A 17,428-nucleotide genomic window follows, 5' to 3' on the forward strand; every position below is an offset into this window, starting at 1 on the left:
CGTTTTTGTTAGCAACTTACTTGTTCTGAAACGCTTCCATACCTTTGTATAAACTACCCGGAGCCTCGTGTGAGGCCCCGGGTTAACGGTTAATGTTCGATGATCCACATATCTTTGGAGTAATAATTGTCCAGCGGATCAGCGGCATAGCCGCCCACGTGGGGTTTGACCATATGCTGGATCACATACTGATAAATCGGTGCGATCGGCATATCCTCAGCCAGAATTTCTTCGGCCTGGGCGTAATACTCCGCACGCTTGGTCATATCCATTTCTTGTGAACTTTTCGCCAGCAGCGCGTCGTACATGGGATTGCTGTACTTGGCATAGTTACTCCCGCCATCGGTCAATAGCAACTTCAGCATGGTGGACGGCTCATTGTAATCACCAATCCAGCCGGCGCGGGCAATATCAAAATCAGTATTGGCGCGGGTGGAGAGGTAGGTTTTCCACTCCTGGTTTTCCAGAGTGACATCCACGTGCTGCAGATTCTGTTTCCACATCGCGCTAATCGCGACCGCCACTTTCTTGTGGTTGTCGTTGGTGTTGTAGAGGATGCTGAACTTGAGCGGGTTCTGCGCGTTGTAGCCCGCTTCGGCGAGCAACTCTCTGGCTTTGGCCGCGCGGTCTTGCTGGCTCTTCTGGCTCCAGGCCGTCGGCGGAGCATCGAAGCCCTTGACCACTGCAGGTGTCAGGTGGAACGCAGGCTCCTCGCCACGCCCCATGACCTTGTATGCCATGATTTCGCGGTCGATGGCGTAGGCCAATGCCTTGCGCACACGTGCGTCGTCAAACGGTGCCTTGGTATTATTGAACTCGTAGTAGTAGGTGCCGATATAGGGCGTGGTTTTGACCTCATCCGGACGCTCTTTTTTCAGGCGGCTGATGTGTTCAATAGGAATCTCATAGGCGAAATCTATCTCGCCGGCTTCATAGCGCTTCAACTCTGCATTGGGCGATGCGATCGGCAGGTTGCGCACTTTCTGCAGTTTTACGTTGGCCGCATCCCAGTACAGATCATTTTTTACATACTCGATACGTTCGTTTACGACCCACTCGGTCAGTTTGAAGGCACCATTGCCGACGAAATTCCCAACCCGGGTCCACTGATCGCCATACTGCTCAACGGTGTCTTTGTGCACCGGTGAAGTGGAGACGTGGACCAGCATGGAGACAAAGTAAGGCACCGGCACTTCGAGGGAGACCTTGAGGGTATGCGTATCCACTGCCTCAACACCGAGGTTTTCCGGAGGCTGCTTGCCCTCGCTAATATCTTGCGCATTCGCTACTTTGCCGGCGGCAAGGTACCAGGCGTATTTAGAGGCTGTAGCCGGGTCCACCAGTCGGCGCCAGGAGTAGACGAAATCCTGAGCGGTGACCGGGTCACCATTGCTCCACTTGGCGTCTTCACGCAAGTTGAAAATATACGTCTGGTGGTCGGTTGTCTCCCAGCTTTCCGCAACCGCAGGGCGAACCCCACCGTCTGGTGCGGCGATAACCAGCGTCTCCAGCAGATCGCGCAGCAACGCGGACTCTACGGTCCCGGAGATTTTGTGCGGATCGAGAGATTCCGGCTCCGAGCTACCGCCCCGTACCAGAGTCTGATCTGCGGCAAGCCTGGATGAGTCCAGCTTCACTGCGGGGGTACTGGACTCCGCAGCGGGCTCTGAGGGTCCCCCACACCCGGCAAGTGCGAACAGGGCTGTCAGTACAGGTCCCAAATACCAGGTACGGCGAAGGTTGGAAGATTGGTTGCGTCGCATCATTTATTACTCGTTCTTGTGGAACTTCATTTATTGTTTGCTTGGCCCTGTTGGCGATCAGCCCGCAGGTTAGAACTTATACAGCATTGGCCGCGAAAAGTTCTGTTCAGGCACCGGAGGCCACCTGGGAAGTGACAGTGATGCAAAAATACTGCCATACAACTGGGGGCCATCTCTGGGGTGCTCACACCGATTCTTCATCGAATAAATCGAATAAGCAGAACCGGTCGTTCATTCTCGCGCACCCTCATACTAGCAGCCTCCTTGAATATTTGGCTGTAGCGTAGAAAGGGCCCAGGCCAACCGGGCGTGTGCAGATCGGCCAGCAGAGGCCCGCTACCAGTAAGGACAAAAACCCGCCATACACGGCAGGAAAGAAGCTTCCGCAAACACCAATGCCCCGTATCGCGCACGGGGCGCGGCATTTACCACAAACCGCCCAAGACTTGCTCTACCCTGAGCCTGGCTGGTCGCTCATAAAAAAACCGGGCACGAGGCCCGGTTTTTTTATGAGCGAGAGGCTGACGCCCCTGCGCGATGCTTCAGGTGATCACTTACTGACCACCGGCAACCGGCTGCAGACCACGGCGGATCAGCAGCGCGTCGGTGGTCGGCTCCTTGCCGCGGAATTTGACGTACGACTCCATAGGTGCGCGGGAGTTGCCCACCTCCAGGATATTCTTGCGATACAGCGCGCCGTTTTCCCGGGTCAGGCCACCGCGATCGCGCAGGTAGGCAAAGGCGTCTGCGGCGAGGATTTCACTCCACATGTAGGCGTAGTAGCTGGCCGAGTAGCCGCCGCCAATGGAGTGGGCAAAGTAGGTGGATTTGTAACGCGGCGGCACCGCGGCCAGGTCCACCCCATGCTTCGCCAGCGCCTTGGCTTCAAATTGCTCAACCTCCTGCGGTTCCGCATCCGCCGGCAGGGAGTGCCATTCCATATCCAGCAGTGCCGCAGACATATATTCCAGGGTATCGAAGCCCATATTGAAATTTTTTGCCTTCAGCACTTTTGCCAGTAGCGCTTCGGGAATAGCCTCACCGGTCTTGTAGTGGTAGGCGTAATTCGCCAGCACTTCCGGATGACTCGCCCAGTCTTCCTCGAAGGTGGACGGGAACTCGACAAAGTCGCGCGAGACGGCGGTGCCCGCAAGGCTCGGGTAGTGAACCTGCGAAAGCATGCCGTGCAGGCCGTGCCCAAGCTCGTGGAACATGGTGGTGACATGGTCGAAGCTCACCAGCGTCGGCTCGCCTTCCGGGCCTTTGGGAATGTTCATCACATTCACCACCACCGGCTTTTGCTCCAGCAGGTGCGACTGCCCGACAAAAGAGTTCATCCAGGCACCACCGCGCTTGCCCTCGCGCGCGAAATAATCGGCATAGAAGATCGCGAGGCTCTCGCCATCGTGATCAAACAGCTCGAAGGCCTGAACGTCCGGGTGGTATACCGGCAGGTCCGGGCGGGGCTTGAAGGTGATACCGTACAGGCGGTTCATGGTGTAGAACAGACCATCTTTCAGCACCCGGTTGAACTCGAAGTATTCGCGTACCTCGCTTTCGTTCAGGTCGTATTTTTCCTGACGGACTTTCTCCGCGTAGTAGGCCCAGTCCCAGGGTTGCACCGCAAAGTCGCCACCCTCGCGCTCAATCATGGCCTGGATATCGGCCTGCTCGGCCTGGGTGTTTTTCACCACCGCCGGCACCATGGAGCTGAGCATGTTGAGGACGTTTTCCGGTTTCTCCGCCATGGTGCCGGTCAACCGGTACTCTGCCCAGTTGCCGTAACCCAGCAGATCGGCTTTTTCCGCGCGGATCTGAACCAGGCGCTTGACCAGCGGCCGGTTATCCAGCTCGCCCGAGGTTCCGCGATAGGCGGAGGCTTCCCAGATGCGCTGACGCAGCGCGCGGTTATTCAAAGAGGCCAGTATCGGCTGGCGGGTGGTGTTGGTGATACTGATCAGGTACTTGCCTGCATGACCGGCGCTGTTGGCGGCCTCTGCGGCAGCCTTGACCTGGCTTTCCGACAGGCCATCCAGCTCACGCTCGTCATCGACGATCACCGCAATATCCTTACTCAGCTTCAGCAGATTCTGGCTGAACTGGGTGGCGAGCTTGGAGTGCTCTTCATTCAATGCCCGCAGGGTGACTTTCTGCTCCGCAGACAGCTTGGCACCGGCTTTTACGAACTTGTCGTAATACTCTTCCAGCAGACGTGCGGACTCCGCATCCAGTTCTTGCGCAACCCGCTGCTTATACAGCGCCTCCACGCGGGCAAACAGATCGGCATTCAGGTAGATGCTGTCGGAGTGCGCCGCCAGTTTCGGCGCCAGCTGGCTTTGCAGCGCCCGGCGGGCTTCGTTGCTATCACTACCAACCAGGTTGTAGAAGACGCTGGAAACCCGGGTCAGCAGAGCACCTGCCTGCTCCATCGCCACAACGGTGTTGTTGAAGCTGGCCGGCTCAGGGTTGCTGGCAATCGTCTGGATTTCCTGCAGATGCTTGCGCATACCCTGCTCGAACGCCGGCGCAAAGTGGCTGTCCTTGATCTTCCCGAAGTCCGGCGCCTGATACTGGAGGAGACTCGGCTGCAACAGCGGGTTGTCCTGCCCTGCAGCGGTGTTCGAATCCGTCGCGGCCTGGGTATTTTCAACCGCGGCAGACGTTACAGACGGGTTCGCGTCGGGCTTGGGTGCCTCGGAACAGGCAGCTACAGCCAAAATGGCAACCGCGAGCAGGGATTTACGCATTTCATTCTCCGGTGTGTATTTCTGGTACCGATGCCAGGCACCTGCGCCATGCGCAGGCTTACCCGCAAGGACAGCCGCACAGTAAAGCAACCTGCCTCACTGAAGATGACTAACGTGACAATACACTATTTCGAGCCTGACCAGAAATTCACCACCCTGCGTTTTAACCCGCCCAGACCACCATTCGTCCCGTCACCAGCCCCGGGGGCCACCGCCGCCTGAACAACACAGCGCATAAAAAAACCGGGCAAATTGCCCGGTTTTACAGCACTTCCGTTATTGCCTTCCGATAACTGGCCTAGTTGAACAGCTCCATCAGACGGCGACCCGGCTCCGGGTCACGCATAAAGGCTTCCCCCACCAGAAAGGTATCCACATTGTGACCACGCATGGCCGCAACGTCATCGGTGGTATGGATACCGCTTTCGGTCACCACGATACGATCGTCGGGAATCCGGTCCAATAGCTTGAATGTGGTTTCCAGCTGCACCTCGAAGTTGTGCAGGTTGCGGTTGTTGATGCCGATCAGGCGATTGGGCAACTTCAGGGCCCGCTCCAGCTCCTCGCGATCGTGCACTTCCACCAGCACATCCAGCCCCAGCTCCAGAGCCAGATCATTCAGGCTCGTCAGCTGCGCGTCGTCCAGGCAGGCGGCGATCAGCAGGATGCAGTCGGCACCGATGGCCCGGGCCTCGTACACCTGATACGGATCGACAATAAAGTCCTTGCGGATGACCGGCAGGCGCACCGCGTTACGCGCCTGCTGCAGGTATTCATCGGCGCCCTGGAAAAAGTCCACATCGGTGAGCACCGACAGACAGGCGGCACCGCCTTTTTCGTAGCTGGTGGCAATTTCAGCGGGAATGAAGTCTTCGCGGATTACCCCCTTGCTGGGGGAGGCCTTTTTGATTTCGGCGATGACCGCCGCTTCGCCGGCGTTGCGCTTGGCTTCGATGGCGCTGACAAAACCGCGACAGGGGGGCTGCTGCAGGGCGCGCTGCTGCATTTCATCCTGGCTGACTCGTTGCTTGCGCTCGGCCACTTCTTCCCATTTGCGCGCGACAATGGTCTTCAGAATTGTTGGCGTATTCATGACTTCACTCTTTGAATGCGCTGGTAAAGGCGGCCAGCTCGTTGATTTTCTCTCCGGCGAGGCCGCTGTAGATGGCGTCCTGCGCCATGCTCACCCCTTCCGCCCGGCTTGCGGCCACGCCACTGACGTAGATGGCCATGCCGGCATTGAGCGCAATGATATCAGCTGCCTTGTCGCCCGCGGGGGTTTCCCGTTTACCGAGGGCATCGCGAATCAGTGCCAGCGAATCTTCAGAACCCGAAACGCACAACCCGTCCAGATTCTGGCGCTCGATACCAAAATCTTCCGGAGTAATCGTGACTTTTTTCAGCTCACCATTCTTCAATTCCCAACCGCGGGTGTCCGCCGCCAGGCTGACCTCATCCAGGCCGTCGTCACTGTGCAACACCAGCACATGTTCCGCGCCCAGGGTCTGCAGCACCTCCGCCAGCATCCGGCAATACTGGTAATCAAATACCCCGATGACCTGCCGCTTCACCCCCGCCGGATTAGTGAGTGGCCCCAGCAGATTAAAAATGGTGCGCAGGCCCAGTGCCTTGCGCGGGCCGATAGCGTGGCGCATGGCGCTGTGATAGCTGGGTGCAAACATGAAGCCCACCCCCACGCCGTCGATGCAGCGGGCGACCTGTTCCGGGGTGAGCGGCAGATAGATACCGGCTTTTTCCAACAGATCGGCGGAGCCGGAGGACGACGAGACCGAACGGTTTCCATGCTTCGCCACCCGCGCGCCGGCGGCAGCGGCGACAAAACTGGAGGCGCTGGACACATTAAACAGGTTGGCACCATCACCGCCGGTACCCACAATGTCCACGGCATTGGTGTGGTCGATTTCGACCTTGGTGGCCAGCTCGCGCATGACTTCCACCGCACCGGTAATTTCTTCGACCGATTCCCCGGCCATGCGCAGGGCCACCAAGAAACCGCCGATCTGTGCGTCTTCCACTTCCCCGCGCATAATCTGGCCCATGGCCGCGCGCATCTCTTCACGGGTGAGATGTTCACCCTCCACCAGTTTGGCGATGGCCTGCTGGATATTCATTATTCTTCCCCTTCCCTAAGTATGTATTCCTGAGGTTCGCAAATTATCCGGCGGTCAAAGCTAAGGTGCTGATGCCGGTATCCGTTTGCGAGACCTTCTAAAACAGGGACGTTTTAGAAGAGCCCCCATGGATGGGTTCACGGCGTGTCTCGCAAACGGATACCGGCAGCAGCGCCGCCACCAAGCCATCTGCGGAGCGCCGTACCAATACCTCAAGACTCCAAAAAATTCCGCAACATATCGTGCCCATGCTGAGTCAGAATCGACTCCGGGTGGAACTGCACCCCTTCGATGGGCAGTTCGCGATGGCGGATACCCATAATTTCGTCGATCTCACCGCCCTCGGTCTCGGTCCAGGCGGTGACTTCCAGGCAATCCGGCAGGCTGCCCTTCTCCACCACCAGCGAGTGATAGCGCGTTGCCTCGAACGGGTTGGACAGGCCGTGAAATACGCCGACGTTGTTGTGGATGATCGGCGAGGTTTTGCCGTGCATCACCTGACCGGCACGCACCACGCGACCACCAAACACCTGACCGATACTCTGGTGCCCCAGGCAGATACCGAGAATCGGCAACTTGCCCGCATAAGTACGAATCGTTTCCATCGAGATACCCGCCTCGTTCGGCGTGCACGGGCCCGGTGAGATGACGATTTTCTCCGGGTTCAGCTTCTCAATGTCCGCAACGGTAATTTCGTCGTTGCGCTTCACCACAACTTCCGCCCCCAGCTCCGCCAGATACTGCACGATGTTGAAGGTGAAGGAGTCGTAGTTGTCGATCATCAGGATCATGATTCGGTTCCTTTCTCATCGCCCAGGTCGCCCAAACGCTTTTGCAAGCGGGCGAGGGAGTCCTGGGTTGCGCGGAGTTCGCGCAGAATTTCGGTCTGGCTCGGCGGCATGGACAGCTCATCCAGACGACGCAGCTTGGCTTCTTCGAGATTGTTCAACACCACACCGATAAACAGGTTGATCATCACAAACGCGCCCATCACCACGAAGCTGATGAAATAGATCCATGAATAAGGCATGGCCTCCATCGCGGTATACATAATGTCGGTCCAGTCCTCAAAAGTGACAATGCGGAACAGACTCAACAGGGCGATGGGCAGCGTGCGCCAGTGGGTGGGGTCAATTTCGTGAAACAGGAAATAACCGGCCACCCCGTAAATGTAAAAAATAATCCCCATCAGCAGGCTGATGTGGAACATGCTCGGCAGGCTGCGCAGCAGGGTGTCGACCAGCAAGCGCAACTCCGGGAACGCGGAGACCAGGCGCAACACCCGCAGCACCCGCACCAGGCGCGCCAGCGTAGCCATGGGCCCCGCCGCCGGAATCAGGCTCAGTACGATGATCGAGAAATCAAAGCAGTTCCAGCCATTGGCGAAGTAACGCCACGGACGGTTGCCATGGGCGGCAATCTTGATCGCCGCTTCCACCATAAACGCCAACAGGATCAGCTGGTTGATGCCATACAGGGTGCTGCTGAAACGTTCCAGCACCCAGGTAGAGGTTTCCAGGCCGACAACGGCGGCATTCACCATAATCAGGCCAATAATCACCTGATTAAAAATGGGCGCCTCCACAAGGCGACGACACTGCTCGGCAAAGCCGCGCTTTTGCTGTACCGAAATTTCGCTACTCATCGGGTTACTTCTTCCAATGGATCCTAACAATAAGGTTATTGCCCGGTGGCGATGGCCACGGCGCGGAACAGCGCCCGCGCTTTGTTCATGGTCTCATCCCACTCGGATTGCGGATCGGAATCCGCGACCAGGCCGGCGCCGGCCTGTACGTAAACTTTTTCATCCTTGATGACCGCGGTACGAATGGCGATAGCGGTGTCCATGTTGCCGTTCCACGCCAGATAGCCCACGGCTCCGCCGTAGACGCCGCGCTTTTCCGGCTCCAGTTCATCAATGATTTCCATGGCGCGAATCTTGGGCGCACCGGAGAGGGTGCCCGCCGGATGCGCCGCGCGCAGGGCGTCGATCGCGTGCAGCTCCGGCTTAATTTTGCCGGTCACGTTGGAGACAATGTGCATCACGTGGGAATAACGCTCCACCACCATCTTTTCCGTCACTTTGACGCTACCGGTCTGCGCAACCCGGCCCACGTCGTTGCGGCCCAGGTCGATCAGCATCAGGTGCTCGGCGATCTCTTTCGGGTCCGCCAGCAGGTCCTGCTCCAGTGCCAGGTCCTGCTCTTCGGTGGCACCGCGGCGGCGGGTGCCGGCGATCGGGCGCACGGTCATATCGCCGTCTTCCAGGTGCACCAGAATTTCCGGGCTGGAGCCCACCACCTGGTGGTCACCCAGGTCGAGGAAGTACATATATGGCGACGGATTCAGGCTGCGCAAGGCCCGATAAAGATTGAGCGGTGGCACCGTAAACGGTGCCGACAGGCGCTGGGACGGAACCACCTGCATGACATCGCCGGCCAGAATGTAATCCTTGACCTTGTGCACGCCGTGCTTGAAGGCTTCTTCGCCGAAGTGGGAGGTGAAGGTCGCTTCCGCGGTGTGGTCGCCGTCGATACCCAGGGGTTCGACGCTGGCCAGCGGCTGGGACAACTGACCAACCAGCTCGTCGAGGCGACGCTGGGCGCCTTCAAAGGCACTTTCCTGCTCTGGGTCCGCGTGCACGATAAACAGCACGGCGCCGGCCAGATTGTCGAACACCACCAGCTCGTCGCTGACCATCAGCAGGATATCCGGGTTGCCGAGGGTATCGGGCGGGCAGCTGTCGGCCAGTTTTGGCTCGATATAGCGCACCACGTCGTAGCCGAAGTAGCCGACGAGGCCGCCATTAAAGCGCGGCAGGCCGTCGATTTCCGGCACCTTGTAGCGGCCGCGGAACTCTTCGACGAAGGCGAGCGGGTCTGCAACGGTTTTCTGCTCGACGATTTTGCCATCGCGCTCGACCACCACATCGTGACCGGTCACTTTAAGAACGGTGCGCGCGGGCAAGCCAATAATGGAGTAGCGCCCCCATTTTTCACCGCCCTGCACGGATTCCAGCAGGTAGCTGTAGCGACCGCCGTCGCGGGCAGCGAGCTTCATGTAGGTGGTCAGCGGGGTTTCTATGTCGGCCAGTACGCGACGGACTAGGGGTATGCGGTTGTAACCTGCAGACGTAAGCTGGGCGTATTCGCTGGGGGTCATGGCGACTCCGGTCTGTGCAATGCTTCGATTTTTACTGCGGGTCTTATTATGGATTGCACATCGTTGGTGGAATCCTACCCGCGGGAAAGGCGCCCGTCGGACCCTGTGTATGGGCCTGCAGGCTTCAGCGGATCAGTGGCGCCATCGCCAGCTGTTGATGTGGGGGGCAGTGCAGTTCAATGTCACTTTCTCGCAGCGTTGGGGTCGCAGCGTCGAGTTGCTTCCCTGTATTCCGGCGAGCAAGTGTACAAATCTCTGGTAAAGGCGGCAAGCTCGGGATTTGGTGGCTCTTATTGGCCCTGTTTAAGTCCTTTGTAACCCCCGGTGGCGCCGGAGCACCGGGTAAGGGGTTTTGAAACCGAGCTAGGCGCCCCCCTGTGAATACATCCCTGTACGCTGCGTCAGCGACGTCCCTGTCGCTGACGCTTTCAAAACCCCTTACCCGGCACTCCAGCTTCGATTCGGGCTATAGAGCGCTGAACTTGGATGCGAAGGTCGGGTGCCGGGTGGCGCTTTTCGGGATCGTCGCAAACAGGATGTTTGCGCCGAAGCGCCCAGGGATGGGTTCACAGCGGTCCCGAAAAGCGCCACCCGGTGCCCGACCGCCAGGGCCCGGTTACGGGGTCCCGTCCTTAGGCCAGCGCCAGTTCGGAACGCATCACTTTGATCACTTCCGCATAGTCATCCGCATTGAAAATGGCAGAGCCGGCAACAAAGCTGTCGGCACCAGCCTGGGCGATTTCGCGGATGTTGTCTTTGGTGACGCCGCCGTCGATTTCCAGGCGGATGTCGAGGCCGGAGTCGTCGATGAGTTTGCGGGCTTCTTTGAGCTTGTCGAGGGTGGCGGGGATGAACTTCTGGCCGCCGAAGCCGGGGTTTACGGACATGAGGAGGATCATGTCGAGCTTGTCCATTACGTATTTGGCGGCGTCGAGGCTGCTGGCCGGGTTGAATACCAGACCGGCCTTGCACCCCAGCGACTGGATCAGTTGCAGGGAGCGATCCACGTGTTTACTGGCTTCCGGGTGGAAGGTGATGTAGGTGGCGCCGGCGTCGGCGAACATGCGGATCATGTCGTCGACGGGCTCAACCATGAGGTGAACGTCGATGGGGGCGGTCACACCGTGGTTGCGCAGGGCTTTGCAGACCATGGGGCCGATGGTGAGGTTGGGGACGTAGTGGTTGTCCATTACGTCGAAATGCACCCAGTCGGCGCCGGCGGCGAGGACGTTGTCGACTTCTTCCCCCAGACGGGCGAAGTTGGCGGAAAGGATGGAAGGTGCAATTTTGTAGTCTGGCATTTTCTCGTCTCGGTACCTGATGGTCCTATTAAAAAATCGTGGCGGCCGGGCACTGGGTGAAGCTTTTCGAAACCGCTGTGAATACATCCCTGTACGCTGCGTCAGCGACGTCCCTGTCGCTGACGCTTTCGAAAAGCTTCACCCAGCACCCGCCCTTCAATTCCAAATTGTCTACTTCGTTAGCTAGCGCATTTCTTCCACTCAAACATCGCCGCGTAGCCTTTCTTCCAACTTGTTCAGTCGCTCTGGCGTTCCCACATCGCACCAGTCACCTTCGTAGACTTCCGCCTGCATCTTGTCTTCGTTAAACGCAAAGACCTCACCCAGACCGTAGCGCTCGCGGGCATTGGGGTAGCTGGTGAGGATCTCCGGGCGCAGGTAGCTAATGCCGGCGAAGGTATATCTGGGCTTGGTGGTACCGGAGAGTAGGCCGTCGTCGATGCCAAAGTCGCCCTCGGGGTTGTGTGGCGGATTGGGCACCATCAGCAGGCGGCCGGGGCAGTGTTGCGGCAGCGGATTGTTGACCCAGTAACTGAAATCGAAGTCGCACCAGACGTCGCCGTTGACGACCAGAAAGGGCGCGTCACCCAGTAGCGGCAAGGCCTTGGTGATGCCGCCGGCGGTTTCCAGGGGTTCACTTTCTGCGGAGTACTGGATAGTGACGCCGAGGCGTTCACCGCTGCCCAGGTGATCGCGGATCTTGCCGCCCAGGTGGGCGAGGTTGATGACCAGGTTGGTGACCCCGGCCTGCGCAAGGCGCTCGATGGCGTATTCGATCAGGGGTTTGCCCAACACCGGGATCAGCGGTTTCGGGGTGTGATCGGTGAGCGGGCGCATGCGTTTGCCGAACCCGGCGGCGAGCACCATGGCGGCAGGAGCGGGGTTGTGTCTGCTGGTCATCTTGGCACTTATTCGGGGGTTTCGGTTTCCAGGGCCTGGCGTTCGCCGGCGGCTCGGTAGTCGCGGTACCAGTCCTGCAGCTCGATCAGGGGCAGGATTTCCTGGCGGAACCAGTCGGAGAATGGCTGAAGCTCCGGATATTTATCACACACTTCCAGTGTGTAGCGGATCACCAGGGGCAGGTCCGGCAGGTAGCCGTGCTTGCCGTCGCGCAGATACAGGCGCGGGAACAGGCCAAGCACCTTGAAATGGCGCTGCAGGCCCATCCAGTCGAACCAGCGCAGGAAGGTTTCCGCCGGGACTTCCGGGATCACGCCGCTATCGATCGCGGACGAGGCATAGGCCAGCGCCCAGCGCTCCACCTGCTCCTGTGGCCAGCGGATGTAGCAGTCGCGCAACAGCGAAGCCAGGTCGTAGGTGACTGGCCCCCACACTGCATCCTGGAAATCCACCACGCCCGGCCGTTCGCCATCGCGGATCATCAGGTTGCGACTGTGGTAATCCCGGTGCACCAGCACCTGGGGCTGGGCACTGGCGCTGTCCAGCAGGTGCGCGAAGGTGCGCTCGAGTAGCTGATTCTCTTCTTCGGAAATCTCCCGCTGCAGCAGCTTGCCAATCAGCCACTCCGGCAACAGGCGCATTTCCATGTGCAACAGTGCGCGGTCATAGGGCGGGAACATGCCCTCCGGGCGGCTGATCTGCTGCAGGCAGAGCAGCTCGTTCATGACTTCCGCATAGAGGCCAGAGACGCTGTCTGGGTTCAGCTCACGCAACAGCTGTGTATCACCCAGATCTTCCAGCAGCATATAGCCCTGCTCGATGTCGGCGGCGATTACCAGCGGGGTGTGAATCCCATTGCGGCGCAGGTAGTCGGCCAGGGCGACGAAGCGGCTGACGTTGGTCTTGCCCGGTGGAGAGTCCACCGCGATCAGTGTCGGGGCGGTATCGGTACGAAAATAGCGCCGGAACCCTGCATCGCCGGACAGGGGCTTCAAATCCAGGCTGCTTGCCACCGGCGGCACCTGCAGCGCGTCGTGGCCACTCTGCAGGGCGCGGGCGGCCCATTGGCGCAGCTGTTGGCGGCGCTCATCCGGGGCTTCGTTCACACGTTCATTCATCCGCTACCTGCATACATCGATTCATTTTGCGGCGGGTTTTCAGCCTTCCCGGCCCATCAGCCGCCTAAAAACTGCGCATTGTAACTGCGCCGGCGCCCGGGTTCACCCGCTATTGTTTCCATGGGTACGGCCATTCAAGTAGAATCGACCGCTGATTTTTGCGCACCAGCTTTTGCCGGCAGCACACATTGTTGCGGACTTCACCGCAGTTTCTGTCACACTGCCCGGCGTTAGTTCCCTTTTTGGGGGCCGCGCAATGCGATCTGATCGCACATTCTCGCCACCAGAACAGATTCTAAAGATAGCTGGAACCAATCACTCGATGCTGGAAGCTTCCCGCTGGCGCCGCCTTGCGCTGGCTATTGGACAATTATCACGCCCGCGCTCCCTCGCTTTTGGCCTGCTCGCTGCCCAGCCCCTGTGGCTGGCGGCGGCGGATGCGGCCGACACCGACTCGCCCCGGGCCTCGGCGGTAACGGGCACCCTATCATCCGACAACCCCTACCTGCACCTGGACTGGTTTTCCAAGTCCCAGCTGGACCCGACCTACCGCCACACGCTGGCGCCGGTGTGTGGCGGCGCGTTTGTCGAGCCCCCACGACTGTACCCCAACGCCGACCTGCTGCCGGAACAGGCCCCTCTGCGCGCCACGGCCGACAGCTCTAACTGGCTGGAGGATGGTACCGCGCAGCTGCGCGGCAATGTGCACATCACCCAGGGCTACCGGCAGCTGTTTGCCGACCAGGTCAATGTGAACCGCGCGGAAAGCACTGCCTACCTGAGCGGCGCCATCGAAATGCGCGAGCCGAGCCTGCTGGTGCGCGGCAAGGCTGCCGAGATCCACACCGACAGCAAGGCCGCCGCCATTGAAGATGCCACCTACGTGGTGCACGACGAATTCGTGCACGGGTCGGCGCGCTTCGCCTCCCGCGAAGCCAGTGGGGAGCTGATTCTGACTGATGGCAACTACACCCGCTGTGAACCGGACGACGTTTTCTGGAGAATGCGCGGCGGGGAGATCGCCATCGACAGTGTGGAACGCCAGGGTACCGCGCGCAATGTACGCCTGGAAATTGCCGATATCCCGGTGTTCTACTTCCCCTACCTGCGTTTCCCGGTCGGTGATGACCGTATGTCCGGCCTGCTTTTTCCCAGTATCAGCAACAGCGATGAAAACGGCTGGGACATTGCCGTCCCCTACTACTGGAATATTGCCCCGCAGCTCGACGCCACCATTGTGCCGCGCTACGTGCAGTACCGCGGCACCGGTCTGGAGATTGAAACCCGCCACCTGAGCCAGTGGTTCAGTACCGAGGCGCGCGCGGCTGGCCTGCCCAATGACAAGGGCGGCGACGATGAAGACGCCCGCCGGCTGATCAATGAGGGCTTCCCGGAAGACCTGGTGCTGCCCGCCAAGGGCGAGGACCGCTGGTACCTGAACCTGGACCAGGTCGGCGGCAACGGTGGCCTGTGGCGCACGCGGATCGATTACGCCAAGGTCAGCGACCCGGACTATTTCCGCGACCTGGACAACGCCGAGCTCAATGTCCCGCAAAACGTAAGTGCGCGGGCGCTCACCAACCTCAACCAGACGGCAGAGGCCAGCCTCACCAGTGAACACTGGCGCGCCAGTATTCGTGCGCAGGAATATCAGCAGTTATCCAAAGACCGTTTTGATACCTACAGCCAGCTGCCGCGGGTAAACCTGGACGGCAGCTACAAATGGGGCGACTGGCAGCTGCTGATGAATCACGAAGTCACCAGCTTCGACCACGATGACACCCAGACCATCCGCTTTATTGCCGATGTGGACGACCCCAATAGCGTCACCACCAGCACGCGGAATTTTGTCAACGCCACCCGCACCCGCGTGGACTACAGCTTCGGCTGGGACAAACAGTGGCTGTGGGGCTTTTTCAATCCGGAAATTACCGGTATCTACCTGGGCTATGAACTGGCCGACACCTTCCTCGCCGACCCCAGCATGGACACGCCGGAGGCGTCTGCCGGACAGTTCACCATCGACAGCGGGCTGTTCTTTGAGCGCAGCGACACTCTGTTCGACTATGAATACGTGCAGACGCTGGAACCTCGCTTGTTCCTGATGGCCAGCAGCGAAGCCGACCAGACGGACTTCCTCAATGTGAGCACCAGCAACCGCGACGGCGGCAACGACCTGCTCTACGACACCTCGCTGTTTACCTTCAGCTACGACCAGCTGTTCCGCAGCAGCCGCTTCAACGGCAACGACCGTATCGACGACGCCGACCGCGCCGCCATTGGTCTCACCACCCGCTTTGTGGACCCGCGCAGCGGGCGCGACCTGTTCGCTGCCAGCGCCGGCCAGATTTTCTATTCCGAGGCCAGCCGCATCGAACTGGCCCAGTTTATCGAAGATGTGCCGCGCTCGGAGTTCGCCGCACGCCTGGAGAGCCGCCCCACGGACTCCCTGCGCATCAGCAGCGAGGTGATTTATCACGACACCGACCACACCATCAATCGCGGCAACTTCACCCTGCGCTACCTGGATGACGACTACCGACTGTTCAATGTCGGCTACCGCTACCTGCGCAAAGAGGAGAGATTCGACGCCACGGATTCCTTTCTGATACAGGGCCCCGTGCGGCAGGCGGATGTTTCCGTCGCCTGGCCAATCAATGACCGGCTTTCCATCCTCGCCCGAGCCAACTACGATTTCACCTTCGACAGGGAACTGGAATACCTCGCCGGACTCGAATATGACACCTGTTGCTACCGTACCCGGGTACTGTGGCGGCGCGAGCTGGATAATGACCTGGCGGATGTAGTGCCCCCGGAAGAGCTGGAGTTCGATGAAGGTATCTATATTGAACTGCAACTGAAGGGACTGGCCGGCCTCGGTGGCTCGGTCACCCGGATCCTGAGCCAGGGCATTGCCAACTTTGAACAACGAGAAGTACTGAAACAGTGATGACAATAATGCAGATGTTCACCCCTCTTCGCCGCGGCCTGTTGGCCTGCGCCGCCCTGTGCGCGCTGGCCCTGCCCGCCACTGCGCAGGTACAAAAACTCGACCGGGTTGTCGCCGTGGTCGACGACGATGTCGTCATGGCCAGCGAGCTGCAGCAGCGTATGAACACCATCACCCAGCAGATCGCGGCGCAAAATGTGCAAGCTCCGCCCATCGATATCCTGCGTCGCCAGGTGCTCGAACAACTGATCGTCGAGCGCCTGCAACTGCAGATGGGGGCCCGCGCCGGTGTCACCATCGCCGAGGAGGAGCTGGATCAGGCCATCGCCCGGGTTCAGCAGAACATGGGCGCGTCCCCCCAAGAGTTTCAGCGCAAACTGGAAGCCGATGGCATTTCCAACAATGCCTTCCGCCAGCAGATCCGCCAGGAGCTGATTATCCGCCGGGTCGAGCAGGGCAGCGTCGGGCGGCGTATCCAGATTACCGACCAGGACATCAATAACTTCCTACGCTCCAAAGAGGGCGAATTCTGGAAGTCGCCGCAGTATCAGCTGGGCCATATCCTGATCCCGGTCAGCTCCAGCGCTCCCGCCGAAGATGTGACCGCAGCGCGCGCCAAGGCGGAATCCATTTACGAAAAATCCACCAACGGCGAAGACTTCCGCGCCCTGGCCATTTCCAACTCGGCCGGGCAGAACGCCCTGCAGGGTGGTGACCTGGGCTGGCGCAAGACGGTCGAGCTGCCAACCCTGTTTGCCGATGCGCTGGAAGGCCTGAGCGTGGGCGAGACCACCAAGCCATTCCGCAGCGACGCCGGCTTTCACCTGCTCAAGATTCACGAGCAGCGCGGCGCCACCGAGCAGGTCGTAGAACAGACCAAGGTGCGTCATATCCTGGTGAAAACTTCGGCCATCCGTGACGACGATGCGGCGTACAAACTGCTCACAGACCTGCGGGAAAAAATCAGCGCCGGCGAACTCAAGTTCGAGGATGCCGCCAAAGATAATTCCGAAGATATCGGCACCATGCTGCAAGGCGGCGACCTCGGCTGGTCCATGCCGGGCCAGTTTGTACCCGAGTTTACCCAGGCCATGAACAACACCCCGGTCGGCGAGATCAGCCTGCCGTTCCGCAGCCAGTTTGGCTGGCACATCCTGCAGGTTGAAGGTCGCCGCCAGCAGGACATGACCGACCAATACATCCGTAACCAGGCCGCCAACCTGCTGCGCAACCGCCGTTACGAGGAAGAGCTGCAGAACTGGCGTCAGGAAATCCGCGACCAGGCCTACGTCGAAATCAAGCTGCCGGAACTGAAAGAACCCGCCGCCGACGAAGCCGGGGAAAACCAGTAACCG

The 17,428-nt window shown here is 59.6% G+C and carries 12 protein-coding genes; 2 read left to right on the forward strand and 10 right to left on the reverse strand.

Features of this window, described 5'->3' with window-relative positions:
* Positions 1 to 89: 89 nt before the first annotated feature.
* From JF535_RS00180 to JF535_RS00225, 10 genes are all read right to left on the reverse strand, one after another.
* Positions 90 to 1,766 (reverse strand): peptide ABC transporter substrate-binding protein, encoded by a 1,677-nt coding sequence (locus JF535_RS00180; RefSeq protein WP_242523532.1) that lies wholly within the window; start codon positions 1,764 to 1,766, stop codon positions 90 to 92.
* Positions 1,767 to 2,317: 551 nt separating this feature from the next.
* Entirely contained in the window at positions 2,318 to 4,510 is a 2,193-nt protein-coding gene (locus tag JF535_RS00185; RefSeq protein ID WP_206997754.1) for a M3 family metallopeptidase, read from the reverse strand.
* Between the two features lie 298 nt (positions 4,511 to 4,808).
* Positions 4,809 to 5,603 (reverse strand): indole-3-glycerol phosphate synthase TrpC, encoded by a 795-nt coding sequence (gene trpC / locus JF535_RS00190; RefSeq protein WP_206997756.1) that lies wholly within the window; start codon positions 5,601 to 5,603, stop codon positions 4,809 to 4,811.
* Between the two features lie 4 nt (positions 5,604 to 5,607).
* A complete protein-coding gene (gene trpD / locus JF535_RS00195) occupies positions 5,608 to 6,642 on the reverse strand; it encodes an anthranilate phosphoribosyltransferase (protein WP_206997757.1) in 1,035 nt (344 codons plus the stop codon).
* A gap of 212 nt (positions 6,643 to 6,854) precedes the next feature.
* Positions 6,855 to 7,433, reverse strand: a complete 579-nt coding sequence (locus JF535_RS00200) for an anthranilate synthase component II (RefSeq protein ID WP_206997759.1) — start codon at positions 7,431 to 7,433, stop codon at positions 6,855 to 6,857.
* Entirely contained in the window at positions 7,430 to 8,287 is an 858-nt protein-coding gene (locus JF535_RS00205) for an ion transporter (RefSeq protein ID WP_206997761.1), read from the reverse strand. The genes JF535_RS00200 and JF535_RS00205 overlap by 4 nt, the downstream gene beginning before the upstream one ends.
* Before the next feature lie 35 nt (positions 8,288 to 8,322).
* Entirely contained in the window at positions 8,323 to 9,804 is a 1,482-nt protein-coding gene (gene trpE / locus JF535_RS00210) for an anthranilate synthase component I (protein WP_206997763.1), read from the reverse strand.
* Between the two features lie 632 nt (positions 9,805 to 10,436).
* Positions 10,437 to 11,105 (reverse strand): ribulose-phosphate 3-epimerase, encoded by a 669-nt coding sequence (gene rpe / locus JF535_RS00215; RefSeq protein ID WP_206997765.1) that lies wholly within the window; start codon positions 11,103 to 11,105, stop codon positions 10,437 to 10,439.
* 201 nt (positions 11,106 to 11,306) lie between these two features.
* Entirely contained in the window at positions 11,307 to 12,005 is a 699-nt protein-coding gene (gene murU / locus JF535_RS00220) for an N-acetylmuramate alpha-1-phosphate uridylyltransferase MurU (RefSeq protein WP_206997767.1), read from the reverse strand.
* Between the two features lie 8 nt (positions 12,006 to 12,013).
* Complete coding sequence (locus tag JF535_RS00225) at positions 12,014 to 13,123, reverse strand: aminoglycoside phosphotransferase family protein (RefSeq protein ID WP_206997769.1); 1,110 nt, start codon at positions 13,121 to 13,123, stop codon at positions 12,014 to 12,016.
* 322 nt (positions 13,124 to 13,445) lie between these two features.
* Here JF535_RS00225 and JF535_RS00230 point away from each other — a divergent pair, with 322 nt between their 5' ends.
* Both JF535_RS00230 and JF535_RS00235 read left to right on the forward strand, forming a co-directional pair.
* On the forward strand, positions 13,446 to 16,073 hold the full coding sequence (locus JF535_RS00230) for an LPS-assembly protein LptD (RefSeq protein WP_206997771.1): 2,628 nt from the start codon (positions 13,446 to 13,448) through the stop codon (positions 16,071 to 16,073).
* Positions 16,073 to 17,425, forward strand: coding sequence for a peptidylprolyl isomerase (locus tag JF535_RS00235; protein WP_206997774.1), 1,353 nt, complete (start codon positions 16,073 to 16,075; stop codon positions 17,423 to 17,425). Before JF535_RS00230 ends, JF535_RS00235 begins: the two co-directional genes overlap by 1 nt.
* Positions 17,426 to 17,428: the final 3 nt, after the last annotated feature.

Source organism: Microbulbifer salipaludis (genome assembly GCF_017303155.1).
GTDB lineage: Bacteria > Pseudomonadota > Gammaproteobacteria > Pseudomonadales > Cellvibrionaceae > Microbulbifer > Microbulbifer salipaludis.